The organism is Methylobacterium sp. Leaf111 (assembly GCF_001423285.1).
Taxonomy (GTDB): domain Bacteria; phylum Pseudomonadota; class Alphaproteobacteria; order Rhizobiales; family Beijerinckiaceae; genus Methylobacterium.
Map to the genome: position 1 here is coordinate 17,415 of NZ_LMNE01000020.1, position 18,951 is coordinate 36,365.

18 protein-coding genes and 1 pseudogene are annotated in these 18,951 nt (G+C 71.3%); 9 read left to right on the forward strand and 10 right to left on the reverse strand.

Going from position 1 to position 18,951, the window contains the following annotated elements; translation table 11 throughout:
• Positions 1–257: 257 nt before the first annotated feature.
• The 3 genes from ASF41_RS12540 to ASF41_RS12550 form a co-directional block, all read right to left on the reverse strand.
• The gene (locus tag ASF41_RS12540; protein WP_056348475.1) at positions 258–905 is read right to left on the reverse strand and encodes a BON domain-containing protein; all 648 of its coding nucleotides are present in this window, start codon (positions 903–905) and stop codon (positions 258–260) included.
• 32 nt (positions 906–937) lie between these two features.
• Positions 938–1,138, reverse strand: coding sequence for a hypothetical protein (locus tag ASF41_RS12545; RefSeq protein WP_056493643.1), 201 nt, complete (start codon positions 1,136–1,138; stop codon positions 938–940).
• Between the two features lie 98 nt (positions 1,139–1,236).
• A complete protein-coding gene (locus ASF41_RS12550; RefSeq protein ID WP_056493612.1) occupies positions 1,237–2,247 on the reverse strand; it encodes a zinc-dependent alcohol dehydrogenase family protein in 1,011 nt (336 codons plus the stop codon).
• A 678-nt stretch (positions 2,248–2,925) separates the two neighbouring features.
• Between ASF41_RS12550 and ASF41_RS12560 the strand changes: the two genes are divergently transcribed.
• Genes ASF41_RS12560 through ASF41_RS12570 form a run of 3 tightly spaced genes read left to right on the forward strand, consistent with a single transcriptional unit; the run spans position 2,926 to position 6,876 of the window.
• Positions 2,926–5,454, forward strand: a complete 2,529-nt coding sequence (locus tag ASF41_RS12560; RefSeq protein ID WP_056493614.1) for a phosphoketolase — start codon at positions 2,926–2,928, stop codon at positions 5,452–5,454.
• Positions 5,451–6,620: an acetate/propionate family kinase gene (locus ASF41_RS12565; protein WP_082504325.1), complete on the forward strand. Its 1,170-nt coding sequence runs from the start codon at positions 5,451–5,453 to the stop codon at positions 6,618–6,620. The genes ASF41_RS12560 and ASF41_RS12565 overlap by 4 nt, the downstream gene beginning before the upstream one ends.
• Positions 6,621–6,675: 55 nt before the next feature.
• On the forward strand, positions 6,676–6,876 hold the full coding sequence (locus ASF41_RS12570) for a polyhydroxyalkanoate synthesis regulator DNA-binding domain-containing protein (RefSeq protein ID WP_056493617.1): 201 nt from the start codon (positions 6,676–6,678) through the stop codon (positions 6,874–6,876).
• A 139-nt stretch (positions 6,877–7,015) separates the two neighbouring features.
• On the opposite strand, the gene ASF41_RS12575 is transcribed toward ASF41_RS12570, so the two are convergent.
• The 4 genes and pseudogenes from ASF41_RS12575 to ASF41_RS12590 form a co-directional block, all read right to left on the reverse strand.
• Complete coding sequence (locus tag ASF41_RS12575) at positions 7,016–7,492, reverse strand: hypothetical protein (RefSeq protein WP_200941273.1); 477 nt, start codon at positions 7,490–7,492, stop codon at positions 7,016–7,018.
• Positions 7,493–7,503: 11 nt separating this feature from the next.
• Positions 7,504–8,154 (reverse strand): BON domain-containing protein, encoded by a 651-nt coding sequence (locus tag ASF41_RS12580; RefSeq protein WP_056270457.1) that lies wholly within the window; start codon positions 8,152–8,154, stop codon positions 7,504–7,506.
• A gap of 52 nt (positions 8,155–8,206) precedes the next feature.
• Positions 8,207–8,553, reverse strand: a pseudogene (locus ASF41_RS12585) (DUF1476 domain-containing protein).
• Between the two features lie 39 nt (positions 8,554–8,592).
• The gene (locus ASF41_RS12590; protein WP_082504327.1) at positions 8,593–9,987 is read right to left on the reverse strand and encodes a S41 family peptidase; all 1,395 of its coding nucleotides are present in this window, start codon (positions 9,985–9,987) and stop codon (positions 8,593–8,595) included.
• Positions 9,988–10,144: 157 nt separating this feature from the next.
• On the opposite strand from ASF41_RS12590, the gene ASF41_RS12595 reads away from it, so the two are divergent.
• From ASF41_RS12595 to ASF41_RS24825, 5 genes are all read left to right on the forward strand, one after another.
• Complete coding sequence (locus tag ASF41_RS12595) at positions 10,145–11,191, forward strand: bifunctional enoyl-CoA hydratase/phosphate acetyltransferase (protein ID WP_407067279.1); 1,047 nt, start codon at positions 10,145–10,147, stop codon at positions 11,189–11,191.
• A gap of 114 nt (positions 11,192–11,305) precedes the next feature.
• A complete protein-coding gene (locus tag ASF41_RS12600) occupies positions 11,306–11,581 on the forward strand; it encodes a hypothetical protein (RefSeq protein WP_200941364.1) in 276 nt (91 codons plus the stop codon).
• Positions 11,582–12,350: 769 nt separating this feature from the next.
• Complete coding sequence (locus tag ASF41_RS12605) at positions 12,351–14,945, forward strand: cation-transporting P-type ATPase (protein ID WP_280138145.1); 2,595 nt, start codon at positions 12,351–12,353, stop codon at positions 14,943–14,945.
• Positions 14,946–15,060: 115 nt separating this feature from the next.
• Positions 15,061–15,921, forward strand: coding sequence for a universal stress protein (locus ASF41_RS12610; protein WP_056493620.1), 861 nt, complete (start codon positions 15,061–15,063; stop codon positions 15,919–15,921).
• A 65-nt stretch (positions 15,922–15,986) separates the two neighbouring features.
• Positions 15,987–16,538: a hypothetical protein gene (locus ASF41_RS24825; protein ID WP_156653277.1), complete on the forward strand. Its 552-nt coding sequence runs from the start codon at positions 15,987–15,989 to the stop codon at positions 16,536–16,538.
• 242 nt (positions 16,539–16,780) lie between these two features.
• On the opposite strand, the gene ASF41_RS12615 is transcribed toward ASF41_RS24825, so the two are convergent.
• From ASF41_RS12615 to ASF41_RS12625, 3 genes are all read right to left on the reverse strand, one after another.
• Positions 16,781–17,467 carry a helix-turn-helix domain-containing protein gene (locus ASF41_RS12615; RefSeq protein ID WP_056220062.1) on the reverse strand — a complete coding sequence of 229 codons (687 nt, stop codon included), beginning with the start codon at positions 17,465–17,467 and terminating at the stop codon, positions 16,781–16,783.
• A gap of 124 nt (positions 17,468–17,591) precedes the next feature.
• Entirely contained in the window at positions 17,592–17,903 is a 312-nt protein-coding gene (locus tag ASF41_RS12620) for a hypothetical protein (RefSeq protein ID WP_244476302.1), read from the reverse strand.
• A 7-nt stretch (positions 17,904–17,910) separates the two neighbouring features.
• Entirely contained in the window at positions 17,911–18,279 is a 369-nt protein-coding gene (locus ASF41_RS12625; RefSeq protein WP_056270439.1) for an SPW repeat protein, read from the reverse strand.
• Positions 18,280–18,563: 284 nt separating this feature from the next.
• Here ASF41_RS12625 and ASF41_RS12630 point away from each other — a divergent pair, with 284 nt between their 5' ends.
• Entirely contained in the window at positions 18,564–18,881 is a 318-nt protein-coding gene (locus ASF41_RS12630) for a phasin family protein (RefSeq protein WP_056270437.1), read from the forward strand.
• Positions 18,882–18,951 lie beyond the last annotated feature (70 nt).

Genomic DNA, 18,951 nt, shown 5'->3' on the forward strand with positions numbered 1-18,951 from the left:
CTCCCCGGTCCCCGATCGAACGACCCGAATCCGGGCTTCGCCCTCCATCGGGCCCATCCTCTGCGCGTCCCGCGCATGACGGGGAGTGGCCGCCGCCCGTCCCTTGGACAATCCCTGAAACAGTCCCTCGGACAGCTTCGCGCGCCGCCCCCGCGGGAGGGGGCGTCCGGATTGGCAGCGCGCCATCCGGTCCCGCTGATCCGCGTCGGTCATTCCGAACCCGCCCGCATCGGTGGGGCGGGGAAACACCGGTCCCGTCACCAAGCCAGCCGGAGGCGGTCGTCGACGGCATGGACGCCCGGGGTCGACCAGGCCGCACGCTCCGCGAGCTCGCGCTCCCGCCACAGGTCGACGCATCCGTCGAGGATCACCGTGTCGCCCTCCACGCGCACGGTAATCGTGTCGGGATCCCGCGCCGTCCGTTTCAGGGCTGCGAGCACCTTCGCCTTCACGTCGCGCGACCGAACGGAGGGCTTGACCGCGAGGAGGTTCAGGACCTCCCGGACTCCGGCGAGCTTCGCCACTGCGGATTGCGCCGCAGCCCTCTGATAGTACCAGGGGACGCAGCCATCGAGGGTGACACGGCCCTCCTCGACCTTGACCTTGATGGCTTCGTCCGGGACCTGGACGTTCCAGGCCAGAACCTTCACGACGCGGGCGGCGAGCTCCTCGTCGCCGGTTTTCTGGTCTGCGGGGTAGCGGACCTCGATCTCCTCGACGACGGCCCGGACTCCGCGGACCCGCTGCGCGACCTTCTCGGCGGCGATCTTCTCGGCATAGGTGGCGACGTGGCCGGACAACGTCACGAGACCGTCCCGAACGGCCACGCCGATATGCGCCGCGTCCACCTTCGGATCGAAGTCCAATTCCTCCAGCACGTGCTGGCGCAGGGTCCTGTCGTCCATCGTCCGTCTCCCGTTCGCGTTCACGCGGGGCTTCAGAGCACGAGCCAGAGCAGGGCCGGCGTGACCAGCGAGGCCACAATCGCGAGACCCAGGGCCTGCAGGCTGCCGATGCTTCGGTAGCGGTGCCCGTCCGAGACGACCGAGGGTGCATCCGTATTGTGCGCCCGAAGCGTGACCGGCATCCGGACATGCTGGACCGACCGGATGTAAGTGGATCTCATGACCAGGGTCATCGTCGGCTCCCGTTCGCGATTACGCGAGGCATGATGACCGTCGGACCAGCGACGGCCTTGAGATGGATCAAGGCCGTCCCCTTCGGGGCCTGCGGGCTTCACGTCGTTGGGCGCCGGGCGAGCGGCTGAGGCACCAGGACGGCCGCCCCCCGCAAGATCCCGGACCGGTGATCCGCGATCGCCTCGTTGGCCCGCTCCAGCGGGTAGGGACGCGTGTGGGTGACGATGCCCGCCCGCGGGACGAGCGCGAAGAAGCTGCGGGCGTCCTCGCGGGTCAGGTTCGCCACCGACAGCACCGCGCGCTCGCCCCAGAGAAGTTCGTAGGGAAAGGCGGGGATATCGCTCATGTGGATGCCGCCACAGACGACCCGGCCACCCTTGCGCACCGCTTTCAGCGCCGTCGGGACGAGGGCCCCGTCCGGCGCGAAGACGAGGGCGGCGTCCAGCGGCGCCGGCGGCGGCGCGTCCGTCCCGCCGGCCCACTCCGCCCCGACGGATCGCGCGAAGGCCTGGGTCTCGCGGTCGCCGGGGCGGGTGAAGGCGAAGACACGCCGGCCCTGCCATCGGCAGACCTGGGCGATGATGTGGGCCGCCGCGCCGAAGCCGTACAGCCCGACCGTCTCCGCCGCGCCGGCCATCCGCAAGGTTCGCCATCCGATCAGGCCGGCGCAGAGCAGCGGTGCCGTCGCGACCGGGTCGAGATCGGCACCGAGGGGGATCGTGAAGGCTGCCTCGGCCAGGATGTCGGTCGCGAAGCCGCCGTCGCGCGTGCAGCCCGTGAAGCCGGGCGCGTCGCAGAGGTTCTCGCGGCCGGCCTCGCAATGGGAGCAATGCCCGCAGGCATGCCCGAGCCACGGCACGCCGACCCGGCTGCCCAACGGTGGCTCCCGGACATCCGGGCCGCGCGCCGCGACGATGCCGACGACTTCGTGGCCGGGCACGATGGGATACGTCGCCTGCGGGAGTTCTCCGTCGATGAGGTGGAGGTCCGTGCGGCAGACCGCGCAGGCCTCGACCCGGATCCGGACCTCGCCGGGCCCCGGTTCCGGGGTCGGGCGGCACTCGGGGGCAAGGAATCCTCCGGCCTCCCGCAGGACCATCGCGAACATGGTGCCCTCCTCCGACAGCAGGCGCGTTGCGGACGTTCCGCAAGGTGATGTCGCGCGACGACCCGCCGGCGCGGCCGGTGATTGCCCCCGCGGACGCTCTGTCGGCCCTCACCCGGCGGTGCGACGGCCGCGTGGCTTCGGGGGCGGTGACCGAGCTTCGACGACCGCTGCGGGTCTCGGATCGAAGGGGAGCACGGAGGCACCGGCGGCGATGATGCCGGCCAGGGTCCGCACATCGTCCGGCATCCTCGGATCGCGCGCGATGCGTTCCGCCTCGCGCTTCAGGCGCAGATTGCAGGGGGCGGGAGGCAGGCCTGCGACAGGGGTACAGGCGTCGTGCCGTGCGCACGCCGCATCGAGGGCGTCGATGGGAGGGAGAGGGGCGTTGTTGCCCAGGCCGCAATAATTGCCGTGAAAGACCAGTGCGGGCGCACGGGACTGCGCCCGCGCCGGAAGCGAGACGCTCAGACAGACCATGAGGGGGAGAAGGGCAGTCGCCGGCATCATGGTCCGCATCCCCGTGCGCGCAGAACGATCCGCAGGCTGCCTCCGGCAGGACGGAGCGGCGTTGATCCAGCGCAAGGCGGGACGTTTGGCAGACCGCATCATGTCCGGAAGATCACCGCACCCCGGGACCCCGACATGGATGAGCCGCTCACAGGAGGCTTGGATGGAGGCTTGGACGCCGCCAGCGGAGGCACCCCGCTCCCGCCTGCCGACCCCTTCGCGCCCGGTCCCCTCGGCCCGGACCAGTTGCGGGAGATCCACGCCTACTGGCGGGCCGCGAACTACCTGTCGGTCGGGCAGATCTACCTGATGGACAACCCGCTGCTGCGCGAGCCCCTGGGGGCGGAGCAGATCAAGCCGCGGCTCCTCGGCCACTGGGGCACGACGCCGGGACTGAACTTCATCTACGCCCACCTGAACCGCGTCATCCGGCAGCGCGACCTCGACATGCTCGCCGTGTGGGGGCCGGGCCACGGGGCGCCGGGCCTCGTCGCCAACGCCTACCTGGAGGGCACCTACAGCGAGACCTACCCGGACGTGGCGCAGGACCTCGACGGCATGACCCGTCTGTTCCGCCAGTTCTCCTTCCCCGGGGGGATCCCGAGCCACGCCTCGCCCGAATTGCCGGGTTCCATCCACGAGGGGGGCGAACTCGGCTATTCACTGGCGCATGCCTTCGGGGCGGCCCTCGACAATCCGGACCTGACCGTCGCCTGCATCGTCGGCGACGGCGAGGCGGAGACCGGGCCGCTGGCCGCCTCCTGGCACGCGAACAAGTTCCTCGACCCGCGCCATGACGGGACCGTCCTGCCGATCCTGCACCTCAACGGCTACAAGATCGCCAACCCGACGCTTCTCGCCCGCATCCCGCAGGCGGAGCTGCGCAGCCTTCTCGTCGGCTACGGCTACGAGCCGGCCTTCGTCGAGGGCCACGAGCCCGCCGCGATGCACCAGGCCATGGCGACGGCTCTCGACGCGGCCTTCGACGCCATCGCGGCGATCAGGAGCGCCGCCCACCGGGGCAAGGTCGAGCGGCCGCGCTGGCCCATGATCGTGCTGCGCAGCCCGAAGGGCTGGACCGGCCCCGAGACCGTCGACGGCAAGCCCGTCGAGGGGACCTGGCGCGCGCACCAGGTTCCCGTCGCCGCCGTGCGGGACAACGCGGACCATCGCGCCATCCTGGAAGCCTGGATGCGATCCTACCGGCCCGAGGAGCTGTTCGGGCAGGACGGCGCGCTGGTGCCGGAGCTCGCGGCACTGCCCCCGAAGGGCCGACGGCGCATCTCGGCCAACCCGCACGCCAATGCCCACACGAGCGCGCCCCTACGCCTTCCGGACCTGCGCCGCCTCGCCGTCGCGGTACCCGAGCCCGGCCGGGTCCGGGCCGAGGCGACCCGCGTGCTGGGGACCTACCTGCGGGAAGTCCTGATCCTCAACGCGGAGGCCCGCAACTTCCGCATCATGGGTCCCGACGAGACCGCCTCGAACCGCCTCGACGCCGTCTTCGCGGTGACGAGCCGGGCGTGGCAGGAGGCGATCCTGCCGGGCGACGACCACCTCGGGCGCGACGGGCGCGTCATGGAGGTGCTGAGCGAGCATCTCTGCGAGGGCTGGCTCGAAGGCTACGTCCTCACCGGCCGGCACGGCCTGTTCGCGACCTACGAGGCCTTCGCGCACGTGGTCGATTCGATGGTGAACCAGCACGCCAAGTGGCTGAAGTCCGCGCGCGAGCTGCCCTGGCGCCGGCCGGTCCCCTCCCTCAACATCCTGCTGTCGTCGCACGTCTGGCGCCAGGACCACAACGGATTCAGCCACCAGGACCCGGGCTTCATCGACTTCGTGGCCAACAAGCGCGGCGACACGGCGCGCATCTACCTGCCGCCGGACGCGAACAGCCTCCTGTGCGTCATGGACCACTGCCTGCGCACCTACGACCGCATCAACGTGGTGGTGGCCGGCAAGCAGCCCGCCCTGCAATGGCTCAGCCCGGACGAGGCGGCCAAGCACTGCGCGGCCGGCGCCTCCATCTGGAATTGGGCGACGAACGAGGGCGAGTCCGAGCCCGACGTGGTGATGGCCTGCGCCGGGGACGTGCCGACGATGGAGACCCTCGCGGCCGTGGACTGGCTGCGCCGGCATGTTCCCGAGCTGCGGGTCCGGGTCGTCAACGTCGTCGACCTGATGACGTTGGCGTCGCGCGAGATGCATCCGCACGGACTCGACGACCCGACCTTCGACAGCCTCTTCACGCGCGACCGGCCGGTGGTGTTCGCCTATCACGGCTATCCCTGGCTCATCCATCGGCTGACCTACAAGCGGACGAACCACGGCAACTTCCACGTGCACGGCTTCATCGAGGAAGGCACGACGACGACGCCCTTCGACATGTGCGTCCTGAACCGGCTCGACCGGTTCCATCTCGCACAAGCCGCCCTGCAGGCCGCGCCGCGGCTGGGCGCCCGGGGGGAACACGCCCAGGAGGCGCTTCGGGACGTGCTGGCGACCCATCGCGAGCACGTCTGCCGGACCGGCGACGATCTGCCGGCGGTCCGGGACTGGGTCTGGCCCGAGGGCCCCGCGCACGCCGACCGGCGCCGGATCGAGGCGGACCTGATGCAGGGCGATCCGCCGGACAGGCACGAGCCCCCGGCCGGCGAGACCGTCGACGGCTGGACGGTCCTGCCGGAAATCGAGCAATGATCCTCGTCCTCAACGCCGGCTCCTCCAGCCTGCGCTGCGCCTTGTTCCGGTCCGGTGCGGATGCCCCGGTCTGGCGCGCGCACGTCGCCGACATCGGAAACGCCCCGCGGCTCGCGGTGGATGGCCTGGCCCGCGACGACGAGCAGCCCCCGGCCGGGGACCATCCCGAGGTCGCCCGGTGGCTCTTCGGACGGCTGCCCGCCGCGCCGACGGCGGCCGGGCACCGCATCGTCCACGGGGGCTTGCGCTACGCCGCGCCGGTGCGCCTCGATGCCGAGGTGCTCGCCGACCTGGAGACGTTGGTCCCGCTGGCGCCGGCCCATCAGCCCCAGGCGTTGGCCTGCATCCGGACGGTGACGGAGACCTGGCCTGACCTGCCGCAGGTCGCCTGCTTCGACACCGCCTTCCATCGCACCCAGGACCGGCTCGCCCAGATCTATCCCCTTCCCCGCGCCCTCCTCGACGAGGGCTTCATCCGCTTCGGCTTCCACGGCCTCTCCTACGCCCACGTCGCCCGGCTTTGCCCGCAGGGCCGGGTGCTCGCCGCCCATCTCGGGCACGGGGCCAGCCTCTGCGCCATCCGGGACGGGCGCAGCGTCGCCACCACCATGGGCTTCACGACGCTCGACGGGGTGATGATGGGCACCCGCAGCGGCTCGGTGGATCCGGGCCTGGTCCTGCACCTGATCCGCGAGCGCGGCCTGTCGCCCGATGCGGTGGCCTCGCTCCTCAACGAGCGGTCGGGCCTCCTCGGGGTCTCGGGGATCAGCGACGACGTGCGGGTGCTGGCGGCGAGCCCAAGTCCCGATGCGCGGGAGGCCCTCGACCTGTTCGCCTACAGGATCGTGCGCGAGGCGGGCTCGCTGATCGCGGCCCTCGGCGGCCTCGACACCCTCGTGTTCACCGGGGGCATCGGCGAGCACGCCGCCGAGGTCCGCACCGCCGTCTGCCGCGGACTGGGGTTCGCAGGCGTGGCCCTCGACGCGGACGCCAACGCCCGTGCCGCGGGGGTCATCGGGGCCCGCGCCTCCCGCGTGCAGGTCCGCGTCGTCTCCGCCGACGAGGAGCGCGAGATCGCGGTCGCGACCGGAGGCTCGGTGCACGGGGGCCTCGAGGGGCGCGCGGCCCGGGCGCCGGCCCTTGCACATCCGGCGTCCAGACTTTAATTATTCCAGATAAGATCTATCCCACGTCGGAGGCGGCCGGCGCCGCGCAGTCGAGATGACGCCCAGCACGAAGCCCTCACCCGTCCGCCAGCTCAAACGGTATGGCGGGTGCAGGCTCTACGACCCCGAGAGCCGAGCCTACCTGGCGCCCGAGGACCTGGAGCGGCTGATCCGCCGCGGCGTCAGGATCAGCGTGCGCGAAGCCGGGTCGGGTCAGGACGTCACCCACGAGGTCGTTCCCCCGAATCTCCAGTGAGCGGCGGGTCGAAACCCCGCACGGGCCGCGCGCCACCGCTCACCGCCGATCTCGCTCCGGAGCGGTCGCACCCGAGGCCCGGAGCGACCGGCTCCATCGCCGCGAGCGGCCCGCCTTCCCCCCGTGGGAACCCTCGGCGTCAGGTCTGACGTCCAGCGCCGGCGCGGTCGACGCGGGCGACCATGAACGTGCGGTAGACCCCGTCGTCGGCATCACGGATCGAGACGTAGTCGCCCGGAACGAAGGCGTGCGTGCCGAGGTGGTAGCCCGGCTCGTCGTCCTCGTTCGTCCAATCCTCGTAGTCGATCAGCCAGGTCGCGCCGCCCTCCCCGCCGGCCCGGTGAACGAGGCGACCGTCGCGGTCGCGTTGGCCCGCCCAGAAGCGGCGCACACGGCAACTGTCGCGGGTCTCGCGCCAGAGGGCGGGATCGAGGTGCCCGTCCGGTCCGAGCGGCACGACCATCTCGTAGCCCCGGGCCACGCTGCCGTCCGGAAAGTCCGGGCAGCGGGCCAGCGTCAGGGTCACCCGATACAGCATCCCCGGCAGGGCGTGCTGTCCGGGAGGCTTGCCGTGTCGCTGGTCGGATGGGGAGGATCCCTGTGTCCCATGAGGCATGTCCCGTCTCCTCAGCGCAGGGCGACGATGTGATCGACGACGGTCCGGACGCCCGGTACGGACCAGGCCGCCCGCTCGGCGGCATCCCGCTCGATGCCGACCGTGACGGCCCCCTCCAGGGTGACCCGGTCGCCCTCGACGCTGACCTTGATCGCGTCCGCCTCGAACAGGGCGTTCCGCCGGAACGCCTCCAGGATCTTCGCCTTGACGGCCGTCGGTTGCACGTCCGGCCTGACCTCGACGAGGTTCGTCACACCGAAGACGCCGGAGAGCTTGCGGACGGCCGCCTCGGCGCCCATCGCCTGGTACTGCCAGGGCACCGCCCCGGTGAGCGTCACCCAGCCCTGCGCGACCTTCACCTGGATGGCGTCCTTCGGGAGGTGGACGGACCAGTCGAGGATGGCCAGGGCCCGCGCGGCGATCTGATCGTCCTCGATCTTCTTGGCGTCGGGAAGGCGAACCTGGATCTCCTGGGCGATGGCCCGCACGCCCTTGACCCGTTTCGCCGCGCGCTCGGCCTCCACCTTCTCGGCATAGCTGCCGACATGCCCCGTCAGGGTCACCACGCCGTTCGAGACGGCGATGCCGATCTCGGCGGCATCCAGGCTCGGGTCGAAGTCGAGCTCGTCGAGCACATCGCGGCGAAGATCCTTGTCGGTCATGGCGTCTCTCCCGTCTGCTGTCGTGAGGAAGTCCGGACCAGGATGACGCGCCCTAGGCGGAGGAGCCTTGATCCAGCGCAAGCCCGACGCGCTGTTCGGCGCGGACGAAGGCGATGCAGCGCTCCATTTCCCGGCGCAGGTTCGCGAGGGGCTCGTCGATGCCGCAGGCACGAAGGTCCGCGCGAAGGCGCGCGAGCAAGGCGTCGTCGTCGGACACCACGGCTTCCTCGGCGAAGGACGTGACGTAGCCGGAGGCCGCGTCCCCGGTCAGGTGCATCCGCTCGGCCGCCCAGGTCGCCAGCAGGCGATTGCGGCGGCACGCGCCTGGAAGCGCAACTCCTCCTCGTGGGCGAAGCGGCTCTCGAAGGCCCGCTCGCGCTCGTCGAACGTCGTGTTCATCGGATGCCTCACCTGTCGGGCCACGTCGAAACGGCTCCCTCACTCTCGCCCCGCCGGGATGCGCGCACCTTGAGGCAGATCAAGGCCCGGCGGGCGGCGTCCGGCACGGCTCTCCACCACGGTCCCGAGATGCCGGAGTGCGGTCGCGAGCGGGGCATCGCCGGCCGGATCGATGCGGGCATCCTCGACGATGCCGTTCTGCAGGGACGTGGCGTCCCCGTCGGGATGGCCGGTCGGCACCGCTTCCTCGTCCCGCGTCGTGACATCGCCATCCTGCGCGACCACGAGGTCGGGCTCGATGCCGCGTCCCTGCACCCTTCGGCCCGCCGGCGTGACGAACCAGGCCGTCGTCAGTCGCAGGCCGCGTCCGCTGCGATGGAGATACGTCGTCTGAACGGCACCCTTTCCATAGGTGCGCGTCCCGACCAGGGTCGCGCGTCGGTGGTCCTGAAGCGCGCCGGCCACGATCTCGGCCGCGGAGGCGGTGTCGCCGTCCACGAGCACCACCAGGGGAAGCCCGTCGACGAGGTCCTTGCCGCCGCGGTCGAGCGCGAAACGCTCGACGTCCCCGGGGCCGCGTCCCACCAGGCGCACGATCTCTCCCCGCCCCAGGAACGCCCCGGCGACCGCCACGGCCTGCACGACGAGACCGCCGGGGTTCCCGCGCAGGTCAAGGACGAGACCCGTGATCGCCTCCGGACCGATGTGAGCCTGGAGGCCCGCCACGGCCTTGAGCAGCCTCCCGGTGGTGAAGTCGTCGAAGTGGTCGAGCCCGACATAGCCCACGGTGCCCAGAAGACGTGTGCGGACCGGGTGCAGGGGAAGCCACTCCCGTGTCAGGGCGACCTCGGTGGCGGCCTGTCTCTCCGAAAGGCGGACCCGCAGGTGCACGGCGGTTCCAGGATCACCGCGCAGGAGGTCGACGATCCCGGTGCGGTCGATGGTGTGGACGGCCCTGCCGTCGATCCGCTCGATGATCGTTCCGGCGTGCAGACCGGCCCGGGCCGCCGGGGCGCCGGGCAAGGCGGACCGGACGCGCCCGCCTGCCTCGACCGTCACGCCGATCCCCGCGTAAGTCCCGGTATCCTCCTCGTCGAACGCCTGAAGCTCGGCCGCGGTCACGTATCCCGAGTACGGATCCAACGATGCGACCATCCCGGAGATCGCCGCATCCACGAGCTGATCGTCGCGGCGCTCCTCCGCCGCCTTCGCGCGGATGGCATGGAACGCCGCTCCGAAGACGCTGAGGGCTTCGTAGAGACCGCCGGGCGTATCCCCGGTCCTTTCCCCGGTCCCCCGCCGGGCGTCCGGGGATGCCGTGCACGCCAGGAGGGCGGCGGCAACGCCGGCGAGGCCGGCCAGCCAGCGGGAGCGGTGGCGAACCCGACGAGGGATCGCCCGTCGCGCGGGTTGGGCGTCGTTCGGGCCGGGCATGGGCTGGCCTCGGGATGGACAGGCCTCGGGATGGACAGGCCTCGGGGAAGGCATCCGCGAGACTGCCCAGGCCACGGTCACCCCTGCCTTGAGATGGATCAAGGTTCCCGGCTTCCCGTGCGGACAGGGTCTGCGCCTGTTCGCAGCGGAGCACCGCATGACCTGGCGCCTGTCCCTCGGAGCCGCGGCGACCCGCGGGGCACGCCTCGCGGTCGGCGACGAGGGGGGACGGACCGCCGATCCCCGAACGGTCGGGAATGCGACGTCCCTTCGGGGATGGCGCGAGGCTGCCGGCGGTCTCGCGCCGATCCGGATGGCCATCGTCCATCCCTGCGATGCGACCTCCCTCCTGGGTGCGATCGCGGCCTGGGAGGCGGGTCTGATCGAACCCGTCCTGGTCGGGCCGGAGGCGCGGATACGGGCGGTCGCCGCCGAGGCTGGCCTCGCGCTCGATGGCTTCGAGCTCGTCGACGCGCGGCACAGCCATGCGGCGGCCGAGACGGCGGTGGCGCTCGCGCGTACCGGGAAAGTCGCCGCCCTGATGAAGGGTGCGCTCCATACCGACGAGATGATGCAGGCCGCCGTCAGAAAGGCGGGGGGTCTGCGAACCGAGCGGCGGATGAGCCACGTCTACGCGCTCGACGTGCCGCACCATCCCAAGCCGCTCTTCATCACGGACGCGGCGGTCAACATCGCCCCCTCGCTCGATGACAAGCGCGACATCGTCCAGAACGCCATCGAGCTCTGCCACGCCCTCGGCATCCGGGAGCCGAAGGTCGCGATTCTCTCCGCCGTCGAGACCGTCAACGCGCGGATCGTCTCGACCGTCGATGCCGCCGCGCTCTGCAAGATGGCTGAGCGGGGCCAGATCACCGGTGGCATCGTCGACGGCCCCCTCGCCCTCGACAATGCGGTGTCGGGACCGGCGGCCGCGGCCAAGCACATCGTCTCACGGGTCGCGGGCGATGCCGACGTGCTCGTCGTGCCGGACCTCGTGTCGGGGAACATGCTGGCCAAGCAGTTGGTGCACCTCGCCGGCGCCGAGGCCGCCGGCCTGGTTCTGGGCGCGAGCGTGCCGATCGTCGTGACCAGCCGGTCCGAGGGCGAACCGTCCCGGGTGGCGTCATGCGCCATGGCGCGTCTCAGCGCGCCCCACCGCTGCATCGGGTCTGGCACCGTCCGTCGATCCGCCGACGGGACTTGATCCAGATCATGGCCCCGGCCGACGGCCGCGGCACTGGATCGACATGTCCGCCAGCCCGGTCCCCGCGGGGCCGCGGTCCGGTGCGGAGGATTCCCAAGCCAGACGGAGATTGCGATGTCCTCCCCCATCGACGAGCCCGACCCGTTCGACCCCTTCGGCATCGTCGCCGCGACGGACGAGTGGTGCGGCCTGCTGAAGGCTGCTGAGGAACTCCGGAACGTCGACGGGGAGATGATGGAGACGATGCTGGAGGCCGGGGCGCCCGGCCCGGCCTCCCTCCGGCTCGGGCGCCAGCACGAGGCGCCGCGGCATCGCGGACCCGCGGCGACGCCTGAGCCTCGACCCCGTCGCCAGGCAGCGGCAACAGCTCGCGGCCATGCGGGCCCTTGAGGCGGGCTGCTCGGACTGTACGGAACGCAGCCGCTGCGCACGCGAACCGAGGGCGGGAACGCCACCCGGCGCCGACCGGGCGTTCTGTCCGAACGGCTCGCGCTTCGACCGGCGGCAGTCCGTTTAACCCGTCCGCTCGTCCGTCTCTCCGTCGCGGTGCCCCGGGCCGTGAGAGGCGGCAATGTGCCCGAACGCGCTCAGCTTTGGGCTTGCAACGGTCATCGCCGCGGCCCCGGTTTCGACAGCGGTCGGCTCGGTCCGCCGGCTCGGGGCAGGCCTCGTGTCACCGACGCACAGACGTATCGTACGCGGCTATCGCGAGCACCGGCATCGTCGCTGCGCCCGGCACCGAGGTCACGACCGCTGCCGTTGAAGGCCTCTGAGCCTTCTTGGGCGAACGGAGTGTCCGGTGCCTGTGGCCGGCTCCATTTGCCTTCTCGGGGAATCCGCGCGTCCGAACGCAGGCCTCGGGCGGTGCTTCGATGCTCACAGCGCCCGATGCCGATCCGCTTGGACGTTGACGCGGATCAACGCCCGGCCGGCCGACCATCGGGAGACTGGGACGGGGCGGACCAGACCGGGCTTTCAGATGGCATGCGATCAACCCCACGGCAGCCCCAGGACGGCCTGCGATCCGGCCGTGGCGCCTCACGGTCCCGAACGCCCGATAATCGCGCACGGATCCGCCCGGCAGGACATCGGGGCCGCGCCTTGGAACCCGCGCACCGCACCCCGTTCGACGCTGGCTGGGAAGGAGGGCGCCCATGCCGTGCCGAGCGAGGACGTTCCAGAGATGTTCGGAACGTGCCAGAGCGCGGGCCTGACGGACGCGGAGGCCCGGCGACGGCTCGCCCGCTTCGGCCCGAACGTGATTGCCACGAAGGAGAAGGCCGGCACGCTTGCCCTGCTCCTGAACCAGTTCATGAGCCCGGTCGTCTCCCTGCTCGCCGCGGCGGGTGCGCTCTCGCTCTACTTCGGCGACTGGCAGGAGGCGACCGCGATCATCGCGGTGCTGGCCATCAACACCGGCCTTGGCTTCTCGACCGAACTGAGGGCGGCGCGGTCCGTCGAGGGATTGCGGGCGCTCGGGACGCGCTCGGCCCGCGTGCGCCGCGACGGGCACGCACGGGTGCTTCCCGCAGAGGATCTCGTACCGGGGGATATCGTGTTGGTCGAAGGCGGCGATGCCGTCCCGGCCGACATCCGGCTGGTCGAGGCGTCGAACCTGGGCGCGGACGAGTCCACCCTCACGGGCGAGTCGGTGCCCGTGGACAAGGCGCCGGAGCCGGTCGCCCCGGACGCGCGGCTCGCCGAGCGCACCTGCATGCTGTTCCGCGGCACGCTGATCACGCGCGGCAGCGGCCTCGGTATCGTCGTGGCGACCGGCCTGGGAACCGAACTCGGCGCCGTCGCACGCCTCGTCGCGCAGGCCGAGCCGGACACCTCGCCCTTGGAGCGGCGCCTGGAGCGTCTGTCCCGCCAGATGGTCTGGGTGATCCTGGCGCTTGCCCTCGTCCTCGCGGGCCTCGGCGTGGCGACCGGCAAGGATCTCCGCCTCATGACCGAGGCCGGCATCGCGCTGGCGGTCGCGGCCATCCCGGAGGGCTTGCCGGTCGTCGCGACCCTGGCGCTGGCGCGAGGCATGTGGCGGATGGCGCGGCGGAATGCGTTGATCGAGCGCCTGTCGGCCGTCGAGACCCTCGGCGCCACCACGGTGATCCTCACCGACAAGACGGGCACGCTCACCGAGAACCGCATGACGGTGCGGTGGCTGTTGGTGCCGTCGGGCGAGGCCGACCTGACCGATCCGGGCTCCGCCGCCGCCGAGACCGGACGGTTGCTTCGCGTCGCGGTCCTCTGCAACGACGCCTCCCTGGGGCAGGATTCCCAGCAGGGCAGCGGCGACCCGATGGAACAGGCGCTGCTGCGGGCGGGTCGCGCCGTCAGGCTCGACCGCGCGGCACTCCTGCGCGACCGGCCGCTCGTGGGGAAGCACGCCTTCGATGCGGGCACCCGCATGATGGCCACCGTCCATGCCGTCGAACCGGGCCACTGGGTGGCGGTCAAGGGGGCCCCGGAGGCCGTTCTGGCCGCCTCGCGCTCGGTCGGTGGCGCGGAGCGGGACGTCCCGCTGGACGACGGCGCCCGGGACCTGTGGCGGCGTCGCGTCGAAGACCTGGCCGCGCGGGGCCTGCGGGTCATTGCCTGCGCGGAGAGGTCGGGGGGCGCTGCGGGGGGGCATCCCTTCCGGGACCTCACGTTCCTCGGTCTGGTCGGGCTGGAAGACCCCGCCAGGTCGGACGTTCCGGAGGCTCTGGCCGCCTGCCGCGCCGCGGGCATTCGCGTGGTCATGGTGACCGGCGACCACGCCGTCACGGCCCTCAGCATCGCGCGCGCGGTCGGGCTCGCCGGCCGCGGGGACCGCGTCGTCGAGGGCGGCAGCACCGGCGAGATCCCGGGCCGCCTGGACGAGGTCGCGGTCTTCGCGCGGGTGAGCCCCGCCGAGAAACTGTCCCTGGTCAGGGCGTACCAGGCGAAGGGCGAGATCGTCGCCATGACGGGCGACGGCGTCAACGACGCGCCGGCGCTGAAGCAGGCGGATATCGGCGTGGCGATGGGGCGGAGGGGGACGGACGTGGCGCGTGAGGCGGCTGCCATGATCCTCATGGACGACGCCTTCCCGACCATCGTGGGCGCGATCCGCGAGGGTCGGATCATCTTCGACAACATCCGCCGCTTCGCCGCCTATCTCCTCGCCTGCAACCTGAGCGAGGTGATGATCGTCGGACTCGCCATCGTCTCCGCCCTGCCGCTCCCCATCCAGCCGTTGCAGATCCTCTACCTCAACGTCGTGACCGACGTCTTCCCGGCCTTCGCCCTGGCGATGTGCGAGGGACGGGACGACATCCTCGCACGACCGCCGCGCGACCCGCGCGAGCCCATCCTCGGACGTCCCCAATGGGTGCGGATCGTCCTGCACGCCGCCGTTCTGACGGTCGCGACCTTCGCGGGGCTGGCGGTCGCCGAATCCTGGTTCGGCCTCGACCGGGCCTCCAGCGTGACCGTGACCTTCCTGACCCTCGCCTTCGCGCAACTCTGGCAGGTCTTCAACATGCGGGCCTCCGGCGCGAAGCCATTTCGCAACGAGGTGACGCGCAACCCCTGGGTCTGGGCCGCCCTCCTTCTCTGCACGGTGCTGCTCGTCGGCCCGGCTTACGTGCCCGCGGCCGGGAAGGTGCTCGGCCTCGTGCCGCCCGACGCGACCATGTGGGCGATCATCCTCGGCGCGAGCGTCGCCCCGCTCCTGCTCGTCCAGGTCGGGACGATGGCCAGGGGCGCCCGCGGACCCGTCGGCAGGACATGACGGCCGCCGTCCCGGCGCGATGCCCAGGCGACCCGACCGGCCGGCGTTGCGATGGATCAACGCGGGACCGAACCGCGGTGCGAAACTGGGTCCGTCAAAACGCCCGGAGCCCCGCATGTCCCGTCCGCTCTCATCCCCGCACGCCGAGATCCGCGATGTTCTCGTGTGCCTCACCGAGGAGGGCCGCGGCGACGAGGCCGAAACCGCTCTGGCTTACGGACTTTCGCTCGCCGCCGCGACGCGCGCCCACCTCACCGTCCAATCCGCGGCACGGCGCCTGGCCGTGGTCGCCGGCGGGGCGTGGGGGTTCGTGAACGACCTCGTGGCGACCGAAAACAGGCGGCTGCGCGGCCTCGCGCAGGCCCTGGCCGAATGCGCCGTGGCGGACGCCGCCAGCGTGGGCGTGACCTGCATGGCCGAGGCGCCTTACCTTGCCTACACGGACCTGGTCGCGCGCCTCACCGCCCGCGCGCGGCTCGCGGACCTGACCGTCCTCGATGCCGAGGCGAGGGAGCTCGATCTCGACCGCGACCTCATCGACGGGATCCTCTTCCGGAGCGGGCGACCGCTCCTCGTGGTTCCGCCCGGCTACGAGACCTACGCCGCGCGGCGGATCCTCGTCGCCTGGGACGGCAGCGCCCGGGCGGCCCGGGCGGCGAACGACGCGCTGCCGTTCCTGCGCGCGGCGGAGCTGGTGGAAGTCGTGTCCGTCGTCGGGGAGAAGGACCTCTCGACCTCCGCGGCCGGCGCCGAGTTCGCCCCGCACCTCGCGCGGCATGGCGTGACGGTTTCCGCGGTCGACGTGCCGGTCGTCGGCGACGTCGCCGAGACGCTCAGGGTCCGGGCCGGCGAGATCGGCGCCGACATGCTGGTGATGGGCGCCTACCGGCATTCGCGCCTCCAGGAGTGGTTCCTCGGCGGCGTGACGCAGTCCCTCCTCAAGCGCAGCCCCTTGCCTCTGTACCTGTCCCACTGACCGGGGCGCCTCCGGCGGCCGCAAGCAGGGCCCCACGCAGGACGGCAGGGATCGCGGAAGCCGGCATGGACTCGAACGAGGTCGCAGCAAGCCATCGCGCTGGGGATGGGTGGGCACGCGATCTCGCGCGCATCGCCGGCTCGGCCGGCTCGGCCGTCCTCTCCGCGGCCGGTCGCGCACCGAGATGGAAGGGGGGATCGCCTGTCACCGGTGCGGATCTCGCCGCCGAGCGCGCCATCGGCGGCCGACTTTCGGAGCAATTCCCGGGACTGCCCATCGTCTCCGAGGAGCGGATTGCCGCGGGGGACATCCCGGCGACGGGGCCGCGCTTCGCGCTCGTCGCCCCCGGGACGGCACATCGCGCGCCGGCGCTCGGTCGTCGAGACGTCGAGGTCCGGGACGTGCACCGGCCGCTTCAGCTTGAAGACGCGTCCGTTGCGGCGAAACACCGCGGAGATGTGCGTGCGCAGGCGGTCGACCGTTCGACCGGGCTGCCGTTCGGCCTCTCCAATGCCCCGCCGTCAGTGCGTCGGTGCCGGCTGCACGGAGCCGCGATCGCCCGAGCCGCTCTTACCTGCCTTCTTGCCTGCACGCACGATCAGTGCCGCGAAGGCTGAACGCCGAATCTTCTTCTTGGAGACCTTTGGCCAGCGCTCGCGAACGGCCGCAATCAAGTCCTTGGCCTTCATCCCGGGTTTCACGACCTTCACGATCCTCCGGCTGATAGTCGATGTTGATGGCATGATTGGCGCTCCGTTCAACTGGTCGATGTTTCTTCGAGGCGAATTCTTCTTCGTTGATCTGTGTCAAGCCATGCCTGAACGTCGCGTGCGGCTCATGCCTTGCGGCGAGGAACCGGTCAGTCCTCGACGACCCGGCGAAGGCGCGCACGGCGCAGGCTGACCTGACGTCCGCCGGCACGCAGCAGGGCGCCGGCCTCCTCGAGCTGCGACAGGGTCCGCGACACGGTCTCGATGGTCAGGCCCAGGTAGTCGGCGATGTCGCGCCGCGTCATCGGGAGCAGGAACGTCCCGGTGCCGCCGAGCCGTTCGTCGACCTCGATCAGGAACGTCGCCACCCGTTCCACGGCGGAGCGGCGGCCGAGAAGCAACATGTGGTCCTGGGCGTGACGCAAGCCACGGGTGGCCATGTTCCAGAGGTGGCAGGCGACCTCGGCGTTGCGGGTGGCGGCGCGCTGTATCCCCAGGCGCCGGAAGATCAGGACCTTCGTGTCCGAGAGGGCCTCGGCCGAGTGCCGGTGGGTCTGGCCCTGCTCGAAGCCGAACAGGTCGCCGGGCAGGTGGAAACCGGTGATCTGGCGCCGACCGTCGCTGAGGACCTTGTGGGTTCGGACCGCGCCGTCGGTCACCCGGTAGACGAACTCGGCGTCCTCGCCCTCACCGTAGATCTCCTCCTCGCGGCCATAGGCAAACGGTGTTCCGACGATCTCGGGGCAACCCGCGAAGAGGACGCCCTCGCGGCCGATGGCAACCGGGACGTTCGCGGGGGTGAACGACGGAATGGGTCGCGTCATCTCTGTGGCCATGGATCGACTCCTCGTCCGGATCGGATGAGGGGGAAGTTGGCCGCGCCGTCGCCGGAGGGAAATTCCGGCCCGTTTCGTAAGGGCCCCTGCGTAAGGGCAATTACGTAGGTCCGGGGGTCGACCGTCATCCCCCGCCGATCGCCACGGCCATCCATCCGCCGGCATGGTCGGGCGCCATGAGCAGGCCGAAGCGGGCCGCGAGCAGGGACCCGACGGCGGTGGCGAGCGCGTAGGCCATCACCGCGAGGACGAACGTCAGGCCATCGGCGTGATGGCGCAGAGCGTGGATCGAGGCGCAGCCGGAGGTGAACGCCGCAGCGAGGAGGATCGCGAGGGGATCGGACGGCATGACCGTGGTTCGCAGCAATCGGGAGCCCTGGAGCTTCGGGGCTGCGCCGGCCGTGACGGCGCGGCGCAGCCGCTGTTTGACGAACACGCTCCGGTCAGACGGAGCGCGCCTCGGGCGACCGGTACAGCCGCCAGAGTTCAGACCCGGACAGGACGAAAACGGCGAGGCCGATGACCACGTGGGCGCCCGCGACGACCTTCAGCTCCGCGAAGCCCAGCACCCAGGGCGCCGCGGCCACCCAGAGACCGACGGCGAGGTTGAGGTATTCCTCCCAGTCGTAGGACTGGCTGAGCGCAAGCATGGCGATGACGGCGATCGCGGCGCCGCAGATGAAGGCATTTCGCGCTGCGACCGTTTCGCTGCCCAGCTCCAGGTACCAGGGGGCCAGGAACAGGGTGATGCCCAGAAAGACGTTGAGGCCGTTCAAGACCGCGTCCTCGGCTCGGTTCTCGATGGTGCGCATCGACTTCTCCTCGCGAGCAAGGCGCCCGGGAGTCGGGGCCGACCGGACGCCGAGCGACGGACGTCCCGTCGCTTCCACGCGAGGACGATCGTCGCGCGATGGGTCTGCGGCCTTGACCCAAATCAACAGAGGTCCGGTCTCGGCAGCATGAGAACTGCCGAAGATTGGTAAAGCCGTCGCTTGATCTCCAGAACGACGATGCATCCCTCGATGTTTGATTTGGGTCAAGGTCTTTGCCGTGGGCCGGCGCACCCTGCGCCCCTTCGCCAGACAAGGAGATCGCGATGCGTTCCGGACACACGCCGCACCTGCATGCCCATGACCCCAAGGACGCCGCCGAGGCGATGGGGGCTGGCTTGGCCGCCTGGCGCACCCTCGCCGTCGACGTGCCGTTGCGTCTCGCGGCCGAGACGATGCGCTTCACGGGCCGTCGCCTTCAGGCCCAGGCGGACCACCTCGTCGGGCTGGCGCGGTGCGGCTCGCTCCAGGAGGTCGTCGCGCTCCAGGCGGCGTTCGTGACCCGTGGCCTGACCGACGACCGGCAGGAGGCGACGACCCTGTCGCACGACGTCACGGAGACCGCCTTCGCCAAGGCGGCGTGACACGGGCGTCCGCCGACCGGCCAATGGCTCCGGCGGGCTTCTCCCGAGACCCTGAAGCGCTGTTGGCAGG

Coding starts and splice junctions, on each gene's coding strand:
- ASF41_RS12540 (WP_056348475.1), bottom strand. CDS start 905: ATGGACGACAGGACCCTGCGCCAGCACGTGCTGGAGGAATTGGACTTC.
- ASF41_RS12545 (WP_056493643.1), bottom strand. CDS start 1,138: ATGACCCTGGTCATGAGATCCACTTACATCCGGTCGGTCCAGCATGTC.
- ASF41_RS12550 (WP_056493612.1), bottom strand. CDS start 2,247: ATGTTCGCGATGGTCCTGCGGGAGGCCGGAGGATTCCTTGCCCCCGAG.
- ASF41_RS12565 (WP_082504325.1), top strand. CDS start 5,451: ATGATCCTCGTCCTCAACGCCGGCTCCTCCAGCCTGCGCTGCGCCTTG.
- ASF41_RS12570 (WP_056493617.1), top strand. CDS start 6,676: ATGACGCCCAGCACGAAGCCCTCACCCGTCCGCCAGCTCAAACGGTAT.
- ASF41_RS12575 (WP_200941273.1), bottom strand. CDS start 7,492: ATGCCTCATGGGACACAGGGATCCTCCCCATCCGACCAGCGACACGGC.
- ASF41_RS12580 (WP_056270457.1), bottom strand. CDS start 8,154: ATGACCGACAAGGATCTTCGCCGCGATGTGCTCGACGAGCTCGACTTC.
- ASF41_RS12590 (WP_082504327.1), bottom strand. CDS start 9,987: ATGCCCGGCCCGAACGACGCCCAACCCGCGCGACGGGCGATCCCTCGT.
- ASF41_RS12595 (WP_407067279.1), top strand. CDS start 10,145: ATGACCTGGCGCCTGTCCCTCGGAGCCGCGGCGACCCGCGGGGCACGC.
- ASF41_RS12600 (WP_200941364.1), top strand. CDS start 11,306: ATGTCCTCCCCCATCGACGAGCCCGACCCGTTCGACCCCTTCGGCATC.
- ASF41_RS12610 (WP_056493620.1), top strand. CDS start 15,061: ATGTCCCGTCCGCTCTCATCCCCGCACGCCGAGATCCGCGATGTTCTC.
- ASF41_RS24825 (WP_156653277.1), top strand. CDS start 15,987: ATGGACTCGAACGAGGTCGCAGCAAGCCATCGCGCTGGGGATGGGTGG.
- ASF41_RS12615 (WP_056220062.1), bottom strand. CDS start 17,467: ATGGCCACAGAGATGACGCGACCCATTCCGTCGTTCACCCCCGCGAAC.
- ASF41_RS12625 (WP_056270439.1), bottom strand. CDS start 18,279: ATGCGCACCATCGAGAACCGAGCCGAGGACGCGGTCTTGAACGGCCTC.
- ASF41_RS12630 (WP_056270437.1), top strand. CDS start 18,564: ATGCGTTCCGGACACACGCCGCACCTGCATGCCCATGACCCCAAGGAC.